Source organism: Microbacterium sp. GXF0217 (genome assembly GCF_054798195.1).
The window spans coordinates 99,343-115,536 of sequence record NZ_JBSJZG010000007.1; the positions used below are offsets into that span (position 1 = coordinate 99,343).

The window sequence follows — 16,194 nt, forward strand, 5'->3', positions numbered from 1 at the left end:
CACCCTCACCATCGCCCCTGGCGCCCTGTGCACAGGGTCGCGCTCTGATTCAGCCGATCAGGCCTCTGTGGAGGGCGAGTGCGCGACGACCTGAACGACGATGAGCGTGACGTTGTCGCGCCCGCCGTTCTCCAGCGCGGCATCCAGCATCGCATCGACGGCGGCACCCGGCTCGGCGTGCTCGCGCAGAAAGTGCTGGATGCCGTAGTCCGTCAGCTCCTTGGTCAGCCCGTCGGAGCAGATGACGAATCGATCGCCGTCGTGCACTTCGATGCCGAGATAGTCCGGGGCGAACAGCTCGCTGGCTCCAACCGCGCGCGTGATCACGTTGCTGTAGGGGTGGCCTTCGGCCTCTTCCGGGCTGAGGCGCCCCGAGGCGATGAGTTCCTGGACGACCGAATGATCGGTCGTGATCTGCACGAGCTGGTCATCGCGCAGAAGGTAGACGCGGGAGTCCCCGATGTTGAGCGACACCCAGCGCGGCGGGTCGGAGACCACATCGATGTAGACGCCCGTCAGGGTCGTTCCCGTCCCCTCGTCCGTCGTGTCCGGATGAGAGGCGATGTCCTTGACGGCCAGGGCGAGGGCGGCCTCGATCGCCTCGGCATCGACGGTGCCCTGCTGCACGACGGCCTGAAGCCGCTCGATCGTGCTCTGGCTCGCGATCTCTCCCCCGGCATGGCCGCCCATGCCATCCGCGACGACGAACAGCGGGAACTCGGTCAGGAAGGCATCCTGGTTGGTGTCGCGCCGACGACCGCGATCGGTCGCCCCCGCCCAGCTCAGCGTGAAGCGATCGTCGACGTCGAGCGTCTTCGCTGTTCGGTCAGCCACGAGCTTCCTCCGGTGTACCAGCGGCGATCCGGGTGGCCGCAGGACTCCCACACATCGTAGTGGACACGGAACGGTGCGAGAACGCCATACGTCAACGCTATCCGGTGTCGGACGCGCCGGGCGCCGTATCCACAGGGCCGTGTCGCCGCACAGAGAGAAGGAGCCCCCGACGAGACGTCGGGGGCTCCTTCTCGATCACTCTGACGAGGTCACTTGACCCACTTCGGGGCGAGGTAGAACTTGCCCTCCTGGCCGGCCTGCAGCTGCGTCGGGACGTTGATGGCGTGGATGATGCCGATGATCAGCTGCGCGATCGGCAGCAGCGCGTACAGGAACGCCGCGATGCCGAAGGTGACGATCGTGAGCAGACCGACGGCGGCGTACGCGATCACGACGATGATCTGGTAGTTGAGGTTGGCCGCGTTCGCGCGCTGGTAGTTCGGCGCGACCTTGTCCTTCTCGACCAGGTAGAAGATCAGCGCCGGAACCCAGCTGAAGAACACCGAGAGCCACAGGTTCGCGGTGATGTTGCTCGGCTGGAGCGGTGCCCCGCCATAGCCGGATGCTCCGTACGCCGGTGCGCCGTAGCCGGGCTGCTGTCCGTACTGCGGCTGTCCAGCGGCCGCGTAGCCGGGCTGCGCGTAACCGGGTGCGGACTGGGGGTAACCAGGTGCGGGCGGTGCGGGCTGGCCGTAGACCGGCGCGCCAGGCTGCGCCTGAGCGGGCTGCTGCGGCTGGACGGGCGGCTGCGGAGCTGCGGGAGGGGCTGCAGGAGGCTGGGGTGCTGCAGGAGGCTGCGCCGGAGGCGCTGCGGGCTGCTCCGGTGCGGTGGGCGGAGTCGGCGGCACGCCAGCCCCTGGCTGCTCTGGGCTCGTCGGATCCCCGGATCCGGTTGCATCGTTCGACATGGAAGTCCTTCCCTGGAGTGGCTTCTTCGGAAGCCGAAGCAGGACTACTCTCCCATACCGGTCAGGACCAAGCAACGAAGCGCCCGGCCGGGCGGACACGTCAGGCCTGGTGAGGACGTCACACATTTCAGTATGCGACCACGAGCTCCCAGATCCCCTGCTCCGGACCCTCCCGCAGACGGATTCCTCGACCCTCGGCCCACTCGAGCAGCTCCGTGGCCGATGCCGGCAGGACGTCGTCCTCGGCGAAGGCCCGGACGAACTCGCCCTTGGCCTTCTTGTTGAAGTGGTTGAGGGCCCGCGTCGCGCCATCGGCATCCGTCACGACGCGCACGTACGCCGACGGAACGGATGCCGGGATCGGACCGAGCGCGACATAGGCCTCGCTGCGCAGGTCCAGCACGAACGACGCGTCTTCGTGCGCGAGCGCACGCGTCACCGCGTCCGCCCAGTGCCGCCGGAGCGGCGGCACGCCCGGCAAGGACGTACCGGCGGACAGACGGTACATCGGGATCGGGTCGAGGGCTGCGACCGGACCGAACGGTGCCGAGTGGATCAGCACGTGCTCATGCAGGCGCGCCCTGGCCGCGGTATCCAGGGTCGACGCGTCCAGCGCGTCGTAGAGAACGCCGGTGTACCTGTCCACCGCTGGCAGCGTGGGCGCTGTGCGCAGCACCCGGTTGTGCTGAACGTCACCGGCCTGACGCTCGCTCAGCTTCAGCGCGCGACGGGACGCGGCCTCGTCGGCGGCCAGCGCCACCAGCGCGTCGACGACGCTCTCACGGTGCGCGCGCAGCGTCGGAAGCGCCAGATGCCCGCCGCGCAACGGAGACGGATCACCGCCGGAGCGCTTCGTCTCAGACGGTGGCAGAAGGATCTTCATAGTGATTCCCTGGGCGGACGCGTCGAGGCGCCCGCCCCGGAGAACCGGAGACGGGCGCCTCGATGAGATGAATCGGTCGGATCAGGCGATGAGCGCGGCGTTGCCCGCCACGATCGTCAGGGTGTCGCCCTCCATGGAGAGGAAACCGTCCTGCGCGTTGGCGAGCACCTTGGACCCGTCCTCACGGGTGATGCGCACCTCGCCCTGCGCGAGGATGGCGAGCACGGGCTCGTGACCGGTCATGATGCCGATCTCCCCCTCGACGGTCTTGGCGACGACGAGGCTCGCCTCGCCCGACCAGACCTCCGCGTCCGCGGAGACAAGGCTGACGTTCAGGGCCATGATCAGGCGTTCTCCTTCTGGATCTGCGCCCACTTCTCCTCGACGTCGCTGATCGCGCCGACGTTGAAGAAGGCCTGCTCGGCGACGTGGTCGAACTCGCCCTTGGCGATCGCATCGAAGGACTCGATGGTCTCCTTGAGCGGCACGGTCGAACCCTCGACACCGGTGAACTTCTTGGCCATGTAGGTGTTCTGCGAGAGGAACTGCTGGATGCGACGTGCACGCGACACGACGATCTTGTCCTCTTCGGAGAGCTCATCGACACCGAGGATGGCGATGATCTCCTGCAGTTCCTTGTTCTTCTGGAGGATCTGCTTGACCGTCGTGGCGACGCGGTAGTGGTCCTCGCCCAAGTAGCGGGGGTCCATGATGCGCGACGTCGAGGTCAGCGGGTCGATGGCCGGGTACAGACCCTTCGACGCGATCTCACGGCTGAGCTCGGTCGTCGCGTCGAGGTGCGCGAAGGTCGTCGCCGGAGCCGGGTCGGTGTAGTCGTCGGCGGGCACGTAGATCGCCTGCAGCGAGGTGATCGAGTGACCACGCGTCGAGGTGATGCGCTCCTGGAGCACACCCATCTCGTCGGCGAGGTTCGGCTGGTAGCCCACGGCGGAGGGCATGCGGCCGAGCAGCGTGGAGACCTCGGAACCGGCCTGCGTGAAGCGGAAGATGTTGTCGATGAACAGCAGCACGTCCTGCTTCTGAACGTCGCGGAAGTACTCCGCCATCGTCAGAGCCGACAGCGCGACGCGCAGACGCGTTCCCGGCGGCTCGTCCATCTGGCCGAAGACGAGGGCGGTCTTGTCGAAGACGCCCGCCTCTTCCATTTCGCCGATGAGGTCGTTGCCCTCACGGGTGCGCTCACCGACACCGGCGAACACCGAGACACCACCGTGGTCCTGAGCCACACGCTGGATCATCTCCTGGATGAGGACGGTCTTGCCGACGCCGGCGCCGCCGAACAGGCCGATCTTTCCACCCAGCACGTACGGCGTGAGGAGGTCGATCGACTTGATGCCGGTCTCGAACATCTGCGTCTTCGACTCGAGCTGGTCGAAGTTCGGCGCCTTGCGGTGGATCGGCCAGCGCTCGGTGATCTCGATCTTCTCGCCGGGCTCGGCGTTGAGGACCTCGCCGATCACGTTGAAGACCTTGCCCTTGGTGACGTCGCCAACGGGGACCGAGATGGCCTCGCCGGTGTCGCGCACCTCCTGGCCGCGGACGATGCCGTCGGTCGGCTTCAGCGCGATGGCGCGGATGAGGTCATCGCCGAGGTGCTGTGCGACCTCGAGCGTGATCTCGGTCGACTCGTCGCCGATCGTGATCGTGGTCTTGAGCGCGTTGTAGATCTCGGGGATCGAGTCGTGCGGGAACTCGATGTCGACGACCGGGCCCGTGACGCGTGCGACGCGCCCGACGACCGCGGTCGCAGCCTCAGCTGTGGCGGTGGGGGTCATATCTTCGTCTCTTTCTTGAGGGTCTTATTTGCTCGACGAGAGCGCGTCGGCACCGCCGACGATCTCTGCGATCTGCTGCGTGATCTCCGCCTGACGCGCGTTGTTGCGCAGACGGGTGTAGTCGGTGATGAGCTTGTCGGCGTTGTCGCTGGCAGACTTCATCGCCTTCTGCGTCGCGGCCTGCTTGGCGGCCGACGACTGCAGCAGGGCGTTGAAGACCCGGCTCTGGATGTACACCGGCAGGATCGCGTCGAGCACGGTCTCGGCATCCGGTTCGAACTCGTAGAGCGGGTACACCGCGCCCGACGTGTCCGTCTCGTCCGACTCCGTGATCTCGAGAGGAAGCAGACGCACCGTCTCCGGGCTCTGCGTCATCATGCTCACGAAGCGGTTGTACACGAGGTGGATCTCGTCCACTCCGCCTTCGACGCCACCGCGGTTGAAGGCCTCGAGCAGTGCAGCCGAGATCTCCTCCGCCGTGGAGAAGTGCGGGGTGTCCGTGTCGCCCGTCCACTCCGCAGCCGCCGCGATGCCGCGGAACTGGAAGTAGCCGACGGCCTTGCGACCGACCAGGTAGAACACCGGCTCGCTGCCCTCGGAGCGGATGAGCTCCGCCAGCTCCAGCGCCTCTCGCAGGATCTGCGAGTTGAAGGCACCGGCGAGGCCGCGGTCCGACGAGAAGATCACGACCGCGGAGCGGTGGACCGTCTCTGGCTCACGGGTGAGCGGGTGGTCGACATTGGAGTACGTCGCGACGGCGGAGACGGCTCGGGTCACGGCACGCGCGAAGGGAGATGACGCGCGCACGCGCGCCATCGCCTTCTGAATGCGCGAAGCCGCGATGAGCTCCATCGCCTTCGTGATCTTCTTGGTCGTCTGAGCAGAAGAGATCTTCTGCTTGTAGACCCTGAGTTGAGCGCCCATAAGTGCGTACCCCGCGCGTTACGCGCGACGACCCTTGACGATCTTCTCCTGGTTGACGTCCGAAGCCTCTGCCGCAGCGTGCTCCTCGTGGCCAGGGGCGCCGATCGACTGCCCCTTGCCGCCCTGGAACTCCAGGATGAACGCGTCAGTGGCCTTGTTCAGCTCAGCGACGGTGTCGTCGTCCAGCACGTTCGTGGCACGCAGCGTGTCGAGAACCTGAGTGTTGCGACGCAGGTGGTCGAGCAGCTCGCGCTCGAAGCGGAGGACGTCGGAGACCTCGATCGTGTCCAGCTTGCCGTTGGTGCCGGCCCAGATCGAGACGACCTGGTCCTCCACCGGGTACGGCGAGTACTGCGGCTGCTTGAGCAGCTCGGTCAGACGCGCACCGCGGGACAGCTGACGGCGGGATGCCGCGTCCAGGTCGCTCGCGAACATCGCGAACGCCTCGAGCGAGCGGTACTGCGCCAGCTCCAGCTTCAGCGTTCCGGAGACCTTCTTGATCGACTTGACCTGAGCGTCACCGCCGACTCGCGAGACCGAGATACCCACGTCGACCGCGGGGCGCTGGTTGGCGTTGAAGAGGTCGGACTGCAGGAAGATCTGGCCGTCGGTGATCGAGATCACGTTGGTCGGGATGTACGCCGAGACGTCGTTGGCCTTGGTCTCGATGATCGGCAGACCCGTCATGGAACCGGCGCCGAGCTCGTCGGACAGCTTCGCGCAGCGCTCGAGCAGACGCGAGTGCAGGTAGAAGACGTCGCCGGGGTATGCCTCGCGGCCCGGCGGGCGGCGCAGCAGAAGCGAAACAGCACGGTAGGCCTCGGCCTGCTTCGACAGGTCGTCGAAGATGATCAGGACGTGCTTGCCGCCGTACATCCAGTGCTGGCCGATGGCCGAACCGGTGTAGGGAGCGATGTACTTGAAGCCGGCCGGGTCGGATGCCGGGGCGGCGACGATGGTGGTGTACTCCATCGCGCCGGCGTCCTCGAGCGCACCCTTGACAGAGGCGATCGTCGAGCCCTTCTGGCCGATGGCGACGTAGATGCAGCGGACCTGCTTCGTCGCGTCGCCGGACTCCCAGTTGGCCTTCTGGTTGATGATCGTGTCGATCGCGATGGCCGTCTTGCCGGTCTGGCGGTCGCCGATGATCAGCTGACGCTGTCCGCGGCCGACGGGGATCATCGCGTCGATCGCCTTGATACCGGTCTGCAGCGGCTCGTGCACGCTCTTGCGCTGCATGACGCCAGGTGCCTGGAGCTCGAGCTCGCGGCGGCCCTCTTCGGCGATCGCGCCGAGGCCGTCGATCGGGGTGCCGAGCGGGTCGACCACGCGGCCGAGGAAGCCGTCGCCGACCGGGACGGAGAGGACCTCACCCGTGCGGGTGACTTCCTGCCCGGCCTCGATGCCGGTGAAGTCGCCGAGGACGACGACGCCGATCTCGTGCTCGTCGAGGTTCAGCGCCAGGCCCTTGGTGCCGTCGCCGAACGTGACGAGCTCGTTCGCCATGACGCCGGGCAGTCCCTCGACGTGCGCGATGCCGTCGGCGGCGTCGATGACGGTGCCGACCTCGGTCGCTGCAGCGCCACTCGGCTCATATGCGGCGGCGAAGTCCTTCAGCGCGTCACGGATGACGTCGGGGCTGATCGATAGTTCTGCCATTGTCTTCCCTTTGTATCTGGGTGCGCGGTTCCCCGCGCGAAGTCGTGTTAGCCGGCGAGCTTCTGGCGAAGATCGGCGAGTCGTGCGGAGATGCTGCCGTCGATGACATCATCGGCGACCTGAACGCGCAGGCCTCCGACGACGCCGGCGTCGATGATCTCGGTGAGCGTCACCTGGCCGTCGTAACGACGGGACAGGCTGTCGATCAGGCGGTTGCGCTGGGCGTCGCTCAGAGGCGTCGCCGTGTGCACCGTCGCGACGATGAGGCCGCGCTGCGCTGCGACGATGCGGATGGCGCGGTTCAGCAGCTGGCGCACCCGGCGCTCGCGCGGCTGACGCACGAGCGAGGAGATGATGAGAGTGGCCGGAGCACCGGTGGCACCGCTCATGACCTTCTCGACGAGAGCGCCCTTGGCGTCGGCGTCGCCCAGGCGGCTGCCCAGTGCGAGCTCGAGCTCCGGGTTGCCTGCGACGACGCGCAGGAACCCGAACAGCTCGCCTTCGATGTCATCCTTCGGCTTCGCGATCGCCACCGCGCGGATGGCGAGCTCCTCGATGCCGTCGACGAGATCGGAGGCGCTCGACCAGCGCTGAGCCGCGAGCGAGACGAGTGCATCCTGCGCACTCGCCGACAGCCCTGCGAACACGGCGCGGACGACCTTCTCGCGCGCCTCGGCCGTGGCAGAGGGATCTGCGAGCGCGCCGCTCAGCTGGGACGAACCGCCCACCAGCCGCGCGGCGGCGAACAGCTCTTCCGCCGTGCCGAGGGTCACGCCCTTGGCCTGCGAGAGAGCCGTCGTCGTCGCCGACAGAGCCTGAGTGGTCGCGCTGCCCATTACTTGGCCGCCTCGGATGCTTCGAGGTCAGCCAGGAAGCGGTCGACCACTGCCGTGGCACGCGCGTCGTCGGAGAGCGTCTCGCCGACCACGCCACCGGCGAGGTCGAGGGCGAGCGTGCCGACCTCGGAACGCAGCGAGACCAGGGCGGCCTGACGCTCCGCCTCGATCTGCGTGTGCGCTGCTGCGGTCACGCGTGCGGCTTCGGTCGACGCGGCATCCTTGGCCTCGGCGACGATCTTCTTGCCGTCCTCGCGGGCGGCCTCACGGATCTCACCCGCCTCGGTGCGTGCTTCGGCGAGCTGGCGGGTGTACTCCTCGAGCGCGGCCTCGGCCTGCTTCTGAGCCTCATCCGCCTTCGCGATGTTGCCTTCGATGGCTGCGGAGCGCTCGTCGAGCATCGTCGTGAAGCGCGGAAGGGCGACCTTCCAGACCACGACGAGGATCACGACGAACCACAGGGCCGACCAGATGATGTCGTACCACGCGGGGATCAGCGGGTTGGGTGCTTCCTCCGCCGCGAGGTTCGTGACAAGAGCGTTCAGCATCCTGTCTCCTTCAGAAGTCGGTTCGGATTACGGGAAGGGGATGAATCCGACGGCGATGCCGACGAACGCAAGTGCCTCGGTGAAGGCGATACCGATCCACATGAGAACCTGCAGGCGGCCGGCCAGCTCGGGCTGACGTGCGACACCCTCGATCGTCTTGCCGACGACGATGCCCACACCGATAGCCGGACCGATCGCTGCGAGGCCGTAGCCGACCGCCGCGATGTGACCGTTGATTTCAGCGAGAACCGTAGTTGCGTCCACGGGTTTTTCCTTTCGTTGGGTGGGAAGGCAGTTGCCGACCCGCTCAGTGCTCTTCTGCCACCGCGAGCTGGATGTAGATCGCGGTGAGGACGGTGAAGACGTAGGCCTGCAGGACGACGACCAGGATCTCGAAGATCGTGAACGCGCCACCGAAGGCGAGGGTTCCGATGCCGAGCAGCGACCATCCGCCGCCGGCAGTGAAGAAGAAGAACCAGGTTGCCGAGAAGCACAGCACCAGGATCATGTGCCCGACCACGAGGTTCATCATGAGTCGGAGCGTGAGGGTCACCGGCCGGATGATGAAGGTCGAGATGAACTCCAGCGGCGTGACGATGATGTAGACCGGCCACGGGACGCCGGCCGGGAACAGCGAGTTCTTCCAGAACCCGAGCGGACTCTTCTTCATGCCCGCGTAGATGAACGTCACGTAGCTGATGACGGCCAGCGTGAGCGGCACGGCGATGATCGCGGTACCCGGCATGTTCAGGAACGGGATGATGCCCGTGATGTTCATGAACAGGATCATGAAGAACATCGTGGTGAGGATCGGCAGGAACCGGTCGCCGTCCTTGCGGCCGAGCAGGTCGTGCGCGATGCCGCTGCGGACGAAGCCGAGCCCCATCTCGACGACGCTCTGGAAGCGGCCGGGGACGACGCGCATGCGGCGCGTGCCGAGCCAGAGGAGCAGCACGACGGCGATGACCGAGAGCAGCTGGATCAGGTGGATGCGGTGCACAGGCACCCCGAGCACGCTGAACAGGATCTCCGGGAAGAAGTCATCCATCGAGGGGCCATGGAACTCGCCATCGGCGGCCAGGCGGGGAATCAGGGTCGCAGCAAGATTAGACAGCGCGGGCTCCAGCTTCGGGGCACCGGTTCAGGACCGGGGCGACGATGGTCGGTGTGATGCGGTGGCGCAAGCGCTCATGGGACACGAGCGGGCACTCCTCAACACTATCAGAGTCAGGACTTCGGCACGTTCCCCGCAGAGCCCTCGGCACCGGCCGCAGGGTCGTCGTCCTCCGGATTCACCGTGGGCAGCGAGATGTCGCTCACATTGGGCAGCCGCATCTGGGTGAGGACCACGACGTCGATGATCAGCGACATCGCGACTCCGGCCACGATCGACAGGAAGAAGACCATCGGCACGATCCACGGCTGACCGGCCAGCACGATCATGATGACGATGAAGAGCCCGAGCTTGAGCAGCCATCCGCCCAGCACGATCGCGAAGAAGAACTGCACGTAGAGCGGGTCGCCGTACCAGCGGTTGGCGATCAGGATGCTGAGACCGGTGATCCCCAGGAACAGGACGGCGAGCAGCACGCCGAGCAGGCCGCTGACGAGGCCCTCTCCCCCTGCGACGGCGAAACCGATCCCTCCGGCGAGGATCGCCAGGATGCCGGCTGCGATGGCGGACCAGATCAGGGTCCTGCGCAGAATCGGCGTGCTTGAGACAGGACTCGGGCTCATCGGGGCTCCAGGGTTTCGGTGGCGGATGCCGCGGTGGGTGCCGCGTCCGCCGTCGACGGGTCATCGGTGGTCGTTTCGGAGGGTGCTGCGCGCCGCGTCGGCATCAGGGTGACTACGAGGCAGGCCGCGACGCCGATGGCCCCGAAGATCACGCCGATCCAGTACTGGCCCGGCCAGTCCTCTCTGGTGCCGATGTACATCAGCAGCAGCGCGAGCGAGATCACGGCGGTCCAGGCATAGAAGATCAGCACGGCGTCTCGATCGCGGTGGCCGAGGTCGAGCATGCGGTGGTGCAGGTGCTTGCGGTCCGGCGAGAACGGCGACTTTCCGGCGCGCATCCGCCGGAACACGGCGAGCCCGAAGTCCAGCAGCGGCAGCATCACGACAACGATCGGCAGCAGGATCGGGATGAACGCACCGAGCAGCTGGGATCGGCCGAACTCCTCGGGGTCAAGAGCGGATGCGGGCCACTGCCCGGTCAGCACCACGGTCGATGTCGCCATGAGCAGCCCCATGACGAGCGCTCCGGAATCCCCCATGAACAGCTTGGCCGGGCTCCAGTTCCACGGCAGGAATCCGATGCAGGCGCCGATCAGGGTCGCGGCGAGGAACGTCGAGAGATTGAAGTACGTGGTGGCGCCGATATCGCGCGACACGATGTACGAATACGCGAAGAACACGCTGTTGGCGATGAGGCAGACGCCGGCGACGAGACCGTCGAGTCCATCGATGAAGTTGACGGCGTTCATCACGATCACGATCGCGAACATCGTGACGGCGATGCTGACCCAGCTGGAGAACAGGATCATCTCGCCGAACGGCAGCGAGAGGATCTGCATCCCTCCCCACACCGTGATGATGCCCGCTGCGAGGAACTGCGCGCCGAGCTTGATCATCCAGTCGAGGTCGACGAGATCATCGATGACGCCGATCACGGCGATGAGCAGGGCGGCGCACAGCACCGACCACATGGTCTGCGGCGGAACCCACAGCGTCGCGAAGAACGCGTTGGCCGCGGATACGCCGATCGCCGTGGCGATGCCGAGGAAGATCGCGACCCCGCCGAGGCGGGGCGTCGGCGTGGTGTGCACATCGCGCTCGCGGATGCCCGGGTACAGCTTGAATCTCAGGCTGAGCTGCCAGACCACCCAGGAGAGCACGAACGTGATCGTCGCGGTGAGGATGATCGTGAACAGGTACTGCTTCACGCGGTGCCGTCCGAGACGTCGTCCGGATCGACGTCGCCCGGCTGTTCGGCACGCTCGAGAAGGTCGCCGAGCACGTCCTCGAGTTGTTCCCGGGTCACCGCCCCCTCGCGGAGGATCCGGACCAGCGGCGCCGGGGAGTCCTCGCCGCGCGCGACCAGCGAGGTCGCGTCGATGATGGTCGAGGCGATGCCGTCCCGGCTGATCCCGGTGTCCAGGTAGATCGCCACGCTGTCGCCCAGCATGCCGAGCGCATCGGATGCGGTGAGGGCGGCATCCTTGCCGGTGAGATTCGCGCTGGAGACGGCCAGCGGGCCGGTCTCCTCGAGCAGTTCGAGGGCGACACGATTGTCCGGCATCCGCACGGCGACAGTTCCCTGGGTCTCGCCGAGGTCCCAGCTCAGCGAGCGCTGGGCAGGGAGCACGATCGTCAGGCCGCCCGGCCAGAACGCGTCGACGAGCCGCTGAACGGGCTCCGGAACGCTCTCGGCGAGGGCGCTGAGGGTCGCGGGCCCTGCCACGAGCACGGGCGGCGGCTGGTTGCGTCCGCGACCCTTCGCGTCGAGCAGCCGCTGTACCGCGGTCGGCGAGAAGGCGTCGGCGGCGACACCGTAGACGGTGTCGGTGGGGATGACGATGAGCTCGCCGCGGCCGATGGCCTGGCGGGCACGGCGCATGCCGGCGAGCAGCTGCTCCTCATCGCGGCAGTCGAAGACAGGGGACATGACGAATCGATTCTACGCGGACGTGTCTGGGAAGGGCGGCACGCGGACGCTCACGGTCGGATCGCCGTGGTCGCACGGTCGCGGTGGGTGAGGTCGGGATGCGTCGCGGCGGCACGCCATCCGTCCGCCGTGAGCAGTGCACGGATCTCGGCGCCCTGCAGCTCGCCGTGCTCGATGACGAGCAGACCGCCCTGGCGCAGCAGCTCCTGCGCCCGACGGCTGAGGACGCGGACGACGTCGAGCCCGTCCGGCCCGCCGTACAGCGCCAGCGCCGGGTCGAACAGCCGCACCTCGATGTCGCGCGGGACGGCGTCATCGGGGACGTACGGCGGGTTCGAGATCACCACGGCGGCCTGCCCGTCGAGCTCACGGAACGCGTCGGCGAGGTCGGCGTTGATGAGAGTCAGGTTCGATGCGGATGCCGTGTTGCGCGCCGCCCATGCGTAGGCGTCGGGCGACAGCTCAGCGGCGAAGACCCGTGCATGCGGCACCTCGGTCGCCATAGCGAGCGCGATCGCACCCGATCCGGTGCCGAGGTCGACGCCGATGGGCTCGGCATCCGGCGCATTGACGAGTGCGTCGATCGCGAACTGAGCGACCTGCTCGGTCTCAGGGCGCGGCACGAAGACGCCGGGGCCGACGGCGAGCTCGAGATGCCGGAACGGGGCAGTTCCCGTGATGTGCTGCAGCGGTTCGCGCGCCGCACGACGATCGACGAGCAGTGCGAGGGCCTCGGCATCCGCATCGTCCAGCGCATCCCCGCGGATCACCGCCGCCTGCACGGCGCCGCGGCCGAGTCCGGTGACGTGGCCGATGAGGAGCTCGGCATCCACGACGGGGTCGACGATTCCGGCTTCAGCGAACTGCTGGGCGACGGAGCGCAGGAGCGCGGCGATCGAGACGGGCATCCCTCCAGCGTACGGCGCAACGGAGAGTCACATATGCCCTGCCGACATCCCACTCCCCTAGGCTGACGACAGTCACCCGCTCAGGAAAGGCGTCTCCATGCCCGGAATCCACTCCGACATCACCACGGCGTTCGGCAACACCCCGCTGGTCAAGCTGAACCACGTGACCGAGGGGCTCAGCTCCGAGGTCCTCGCGAAGCTCGAGTACTTCAACCCCGGATCCAGCGTCAAGGACCGGCTCGGAATCGCGATCATCAACGCGGCCGAGAAGGATGGATCCCTCACGCAGGGCGGCACCATCGTCGAGGCCACCAGCGGCAACACCGGAATCGCCCTGTCGCTCGTGGGCGCAGCCCGTGGCTACAAGGTCATCCTGACGATGCCCGCATCGATGTCGAAGGAGCGCCGTGTGCTTCTGAAGGCGTTCGGCGCCGAGCTCGTGCTCACCGACCCCGCCGTCGGCATGAAGGGCGCTGTCGCCGAGGCCGAGCGCATCGCCGAGGAGACGCCGGGAGCGATCCTCGCCCACCAGTTCGAGAATGAGGCGAACGCGCAGATCCACCGCGAGACCACCGCTGAGGAGATCTGGCGCGACACCGACGGCGACGTCGACATCTTCGTCGCCGGCATCGGCACCGGTGGCACGATCACGGGCGTCGGCCAGGTCCTGAAGCAGCGCAAGCCCGGCGTTCAGGTCATCGCCGTCGAGCCGACCGCATCGCCGCTGCTCTCGCAGGGCACCCCCGGCCCGGCCAAGATCCAGGGCATCGGCCCGAACTTCGTCCCGCCGATCCTCGACACCGATGTGTTCGACGAGGTCGTCACGGTCGAGTTCGACGACGCCATCGCCACCTCGCGCGCACTCGCCGCGAAGGAGGGCCTGCTGGTCGGAATCTCCAGCGGTGCGGCAGCATGGGCAGCGCTGCAGGTCGCCGCGCGTCCCGAGAACGCCGGCAAGAAGGTCGTCGTGATCATCCCTGACACCGGTGAGCGCTACCTGTCGACGGCCCTGTTCGAGGACCTCCGCGACGAGTGATGAGCCGTATCAGACGGCTCTCCGAGTCCGTCGAATCGTGGACCGGGCGGATGCGCGAGGATGTCGCGTCCGCCCGGCTGCGTGACCCGGCCGCGCGCAGCGGCCTGGAGATCGCTCTGCTCTACCCCGGTCTGCACGCGATCTGGGCGCATCGGGTCAGCCACGCGCTGTGGACGCGTGGGCTGCGCTTCCCCGCCCGCCTCGGCTCGCAGCTGAGCCGCTGGTTCACCGGCGTCGAGATCCATCCGGCGGCCCGAATCGGTCGCCGCTTCTTCATCGATCACGGCATGGGCGTCGTGATCGGCGAGACGGCCGAGATCGGCGACGACGTGATGCTCTACCACGGCGTCACGCTCGGCGGACGGACCAGGGACGCGGGCAAACGGCATCCGACGCTCGGCGACGGCGTTGCCATCGGCGCCGGCGCGAAGGTGCTCGGTCCCATCACGATCGGCGACCGCTCGGTCGTCGGGGCGAACGCCGTCGTCACGCGTGACGCTCCGGCTGACTCGGTGCTCGTCGGAGTTCCGGCCAAGGCACGCAACCGCGCCGCAGGCGAGGACACCCGCGCGCTGCTGACGGCGCCCGAGTACTCGATCTGAGCCGCCGTCTCCGCAGCGAGCATCCCACCGACCCGGCGGCAGCGTGTGCCGCCGGGGAGGTCACTTCCGCGAGTGCTGCGACTTCGTCTTGTCCTTGAGCAGGATCTTGGACAGCAGCACCATCGCGATCGCTGCGACCAGCCAGACGATCACACCGCCCGCGATCCAGCCCGCGAAGCCGTCAAGACGGATCCCTTCGATCGGCAGCAGCACCACGATCAGCAGCGAGATCAAAGTCGACAGGATGCCGACGCCGCCGACCAGAATCGGCAGGAATCGGTGCAGGATCTTCTCGGCCAGCCACGAGAGCACGGTCTGCACGAGCGCGAAGATCACGATGCACAGCAGGAACCCCCACCAGCGCGACCACACGATGGTGAAGTCCTCGAGGATGAGGTCCGCGGCGATGAGTCCGATGGCGGCGGATACGAGGTAGATGCCGGCTCGCAGCAGATGTGTGATCACGCCCCGAGCCTAGCGCCGCGGCGTTCGTCCCTGAGGCACGGCGCGCGTCAGGAGTCCTGGCCGACGGCGGCCAGACGCGCTTCCTCGTCCGCGTGGATCGCGCTCTCGATCAGCGGGTCGAGCGCACCGTCCATCACCTGATCCAGGTTGTACGCCTTGAAGCCCGTGCGGTGATCCGCGATGCGGTTCTCCGGGAAGTTGTAGGTGCGGATGCGCTCGGAACGATCCATGGTGCGGATCTGCGACTTGCGCGCATCGGATGCCACGGCATCCAGCTCCTCCTGCTGCTTCGCCAGGAGTCGCGCACGGAGGACGCGCATCGCGGCCTCGCGGTTCTGCAGCTGCGACTTCTCGTTCTGCATCGAGACGACGATGCCGGTCGGGACGTGCGTGATGCGCACGGCAGAATCGGTGGTGTTGACGGACTGGCCGCCGGGTCCGGAGGAGCGGAACACGTCGATCTTCAGATCGTTCTGATCGATCTGGATCTCCTCGGGCTCGTCGACCTCGGGGAACACCAGCACTCCGGTGGTGGAGGTGTGGATGCGTCCCTGCGACTCGGTCGCGGGCACCCGCTGCACGCGGTGCACTCCCCCCTCGTACTTCAGATTCGCCCAGACACCCTGTGCGGGGTCGGAGGAGGCGCCCTTGATCGCGACCTGGACGTCCTTGTAGCCGCCGAGATCGGATTCGTTGCGCTCCAGCAGTTCGGTCTTCCACCCCTTGGATGCCGCGTACTGCACGTACATGCGCAGCAGGTCGGCGGCGAACAGCGCGCTCTCGGCGCCGCCCTCCCCCGCCTTGATCTCCATGATCACGTCGCGTGCGTCATCGGGGTCGCGCGGGATCAGCAGCCGTCGCAGCTTCTCCTGGGACTGCGCGACGGCCGCCTCGAGCTCGGGGATCTCGGCGGCGAAGGCGTCGTCCTCCCGGGCGAGTTCGCGCGCGGCCTCGAGGTCCTCGGATGCCGCGACCCATGCCTCGTGCGCAGCGACGATCCTGGACAGCTCGGCGTAGCGACGGTTCACGCGCTTCGCGCGTGCGGCGTCGGCGTGCACCGCCGGGTCGGAGAGCTCCTCCTGCACCCGGCGGTGTTCGTCGATGAGCGCCTGAACGGACTCGAACACT

Annotated in this window: 19 protein-coding genes; 2 read left to right on the plus strand and 17 right to left on the minus strand. The window is 67.4% G+C overall.

The window, feature by feature from the left end; translation table 11 throughout:
* Nucleotides 1-57: 57 nt before the first annotated feature.
* The 15 genes from ACWAT3_RS14530 to prmC form a co-directional block, all read right to left on the minus strand.
* A complete protein-coding gene (locus tag ACWAT3_RS14530; protein WP_460799546.1) occupies nucleotides 58-834 on the minus strand; it encodes a PP2C family protein-serine/threonine phosphatase in 777 nt (258 codons plus the stop codon).
* Between the two features lie 209 nt (nucleotides 835-1,043).
* Complete coding sequence (locus ACWAT3_RS14535; protein ID WP_460799548.1) at nucleotides 1,044-1,742, minus strand: DUF4870 domain-containing protein; 699 nt, start codon at nucleotides 1,740-1,742, stop codon at nucleotides 1,044-1,046.
* Between the two features lie 127 nt (nucleotides 1,743-1,869).
* Nucleotides 1,870-2,625 (minus strand): YaaA family protein, encoded by a 756-nt coding sequence (locus tag ACWAT3_RS14540; protein WP_460799550.1) that lies wholly within the window; start codon nucleotides 2,623-2,625, stop codon nucleotides 1,870-1,872.
* A gap of 81 nt (nucleotides 2,626-2,706) precedes the next feature.
* A complete protein-coding gene (locus tag ACWAT3_RS14545; RefSeq protein WP_264157494.1) occupies nucleotides 2,707-2,967 on the minus strand; it encodes a F0F1 ATP synthase subunit epsilon in 261 nt (86 codons plus the stop codon).
* Between the two features lie 2 nt (nucleotides 2,968-2,969).
* A complete protein-coding gene (gene atpD, locus ACWAT3_RS14550; RefSeq protein WP_460799551.1) occupies nucleotides 2,970-4,421 on the minus strand; it encodes a F0F1 ATP synthase subunit beta in 1,452 nt (483 codons plus the stop codon).
* 24 nt (nucleotides 4,422-4,445) lie between these two features.
* Nucleotides 4,446-5,345: a F0F1 ATP synthase subunit gamma gene (locus ACWAT3_RS14555; RefSeq protein ID WP_460799553.1), complete on the minus strand. Its 900-nt coding sequence runs from the start codon at nucleotides 5,343-5,345 to the stop codon at nucleotides 4,446-4,448.
* An 18-nt stretch (nucleotides 5,346-5,363) separates the two neighbouring features.
* Nucleotides 5,364-7,004 (minus strand): F0F1 ATP synthase subunit alpha, encoded by a 1,641-nt coding sequence (gene atpA, locus ACWAT3_RS14560; RefSeq protein ID WP_460799555.1) that lies wholly within the window; start codon nucleotides 7,002-7,004, stop codon nucleotides 5,364-5,366.
* Between the two features lie 47 nt (nucleotides 7,005-7,051).
* Entirely contained in the window at nucleotides 7,052-7,840 is a 789-nt protein-coding gene (locus tag ACWAT3_RS14565; protein ID WP_460799556.1) for a F0F1 ATP synthase subunit delta, read from the minus strand.
* A complete protein-coding gene (locus tag ACWAT3_RS14570; protein WP_460799558.1) occupies nucleotides 7,840-8,388 on the minus strand; it encodes a F0F1 ATP synthase subunit B in 549 nt (182 codons plus the stop codon). Before ACWAT3_RS14570 ends, ACWAT3_RS14565 begins: the two co-directional genes overlap by 1 nt.
* Before the next feature lie 27 nt (nucleotides 8,389-8,415).
* Entirely contained in the window at nucleotides 8,416-8,652 is a 237-nt protein-coding gene (gene atpE / locus ACWAT3_RS14575; RefSeq protein ID WP_067115091.1) for an ATP synthase F0 subunit C, read from the minus strand.
* Between the two features lie 43 nt (nucleotides 8,653-8,695).
* On the minus strand, nucleotides 8,696-9,436 hold the full coding sequence (gene atpB / locus ACWAT3_RS14580) for a F0F1 ATP synthase subunit A (protein ID WP_460799560.1): 741 nt from the start codon (nucleotides 9,434-9,436) through the stop codon (nucleotides 8,696-8,698).
* Nucleotides 9,437-9,615: 179 nt separating this feature from the next.
* Nucleotides 9,616-10,125, minus strand: a complete 510-nt coding sequence (locus ACWAT3_RS14585) for a hypothetical protein (protein WP_460799561.1) — start codon at nucleotides 10,123-10,125, stop codon at nucleotides 9,616-9,618.
* The gene (locus ACWAT3_RS14590) at nucleotides 10,122-11,333 is read right to left on the minus strand and encodes an MraY family glycosyltransferase (protein WP_460799563.1); all 1,212 of its coding nucleotides are present in this window, start codon (nucleotides 11,331-11,333) and stop codon (nucleotides 10,122-10,124) included. The genes ACWAT3_RS14585 and ACWAT3_RS14590 overlap by 4 nt, the downstream gene beginning before the upstream one ends.
* Nucleotides 11,330-12,055, minus strand: coding sequence for an L-threonylcarbamoyladenylate synthase (locus ACWAT3_RS14595; protein WP_460799564.1), 726 nt, complete (start codon nucleotides 12,053-12,055; stop codon nucleotides 11,330-11,332). Before ACWAT3_RS14595 ends, ACWAT3_RS14590 begins: the two co-directional genes overlap by 4 nt.
* Nucleotides 12,056-12,105: 50 nt before the next feature.
* Entirely contained in the window at nucleotides 12,106-12,963 is an 858-nt protein-coding gene (gene prmC / locus ACWAT3_RS14600) for a peptide chain release factor N(5)-glutamine methyltransferase (protein WP_460799566.1), read from the minus strand.
* Between the two features lie 97 nt (nucleotides 12,964-13,060).
* On the opposite strand from prmC, the gene cysK reads away from it, so the two are divergent.
* On the plus strand, nucleotides 13,061-13,999 hold the full coding sequence (gene cysK, locus ACWAT3_RS14605; protein ID WP_460799568.1) for a cysteine synthase A: 939 nt from the start codon (nucleotides 13,061-13,063) through the stop codon (nucleotides 13,997-13,999).
* A complete protein-coding gene (gene epsC, locus ACWAT3_RS14610) occupies nucleotides 13,999-14,601 on the plus strand; it encodes a serine O-acetyltransferase EpsC (protein WP_460799569.1) in 603 nt (200 codons plus the stop codon). Before cysK ends, epsC begins: the two co-directional genes overlap by 1 nt.
* A 60-nt stretch (nucleotides 14,602-14,661) precedes the next feature.
* Here the strand turns inward: epsC and ACWAT3_RS14615 are convergent, their stop codons facing one another.
* Both ACWAT3_RS14615 and prfA read right to left on the minus strand, forming a co-directional pair.
* Nucleotides 14,662-15,066, minus strand: coding sequence for a hypothetical protein (locus tag ACWAT3_RS14615; protein ID WP_460799571.1), 405 nt, complete (start codon nucleotides 15,064-15,066; stop codon nucleotides 14,662-14,664).
* A gap of 47 nt (nucleotides 15,067-15,113) precedes the next feature.
* On the minus strand, nucleotides 15,114-16,193 hold the full coding sequence (prfA, locus tag ACWAT3_RS14620) for a peptide chain release factor 1 (protein ID WP_460799573.1): 1,080 nt from the start codon (nucleotides 16,191-16,193) through the stop codon (nucleotides 15,114-15,116).
* Between the last annotated feature and the right edge of the window lies 1 nt (nucleotide 16,194).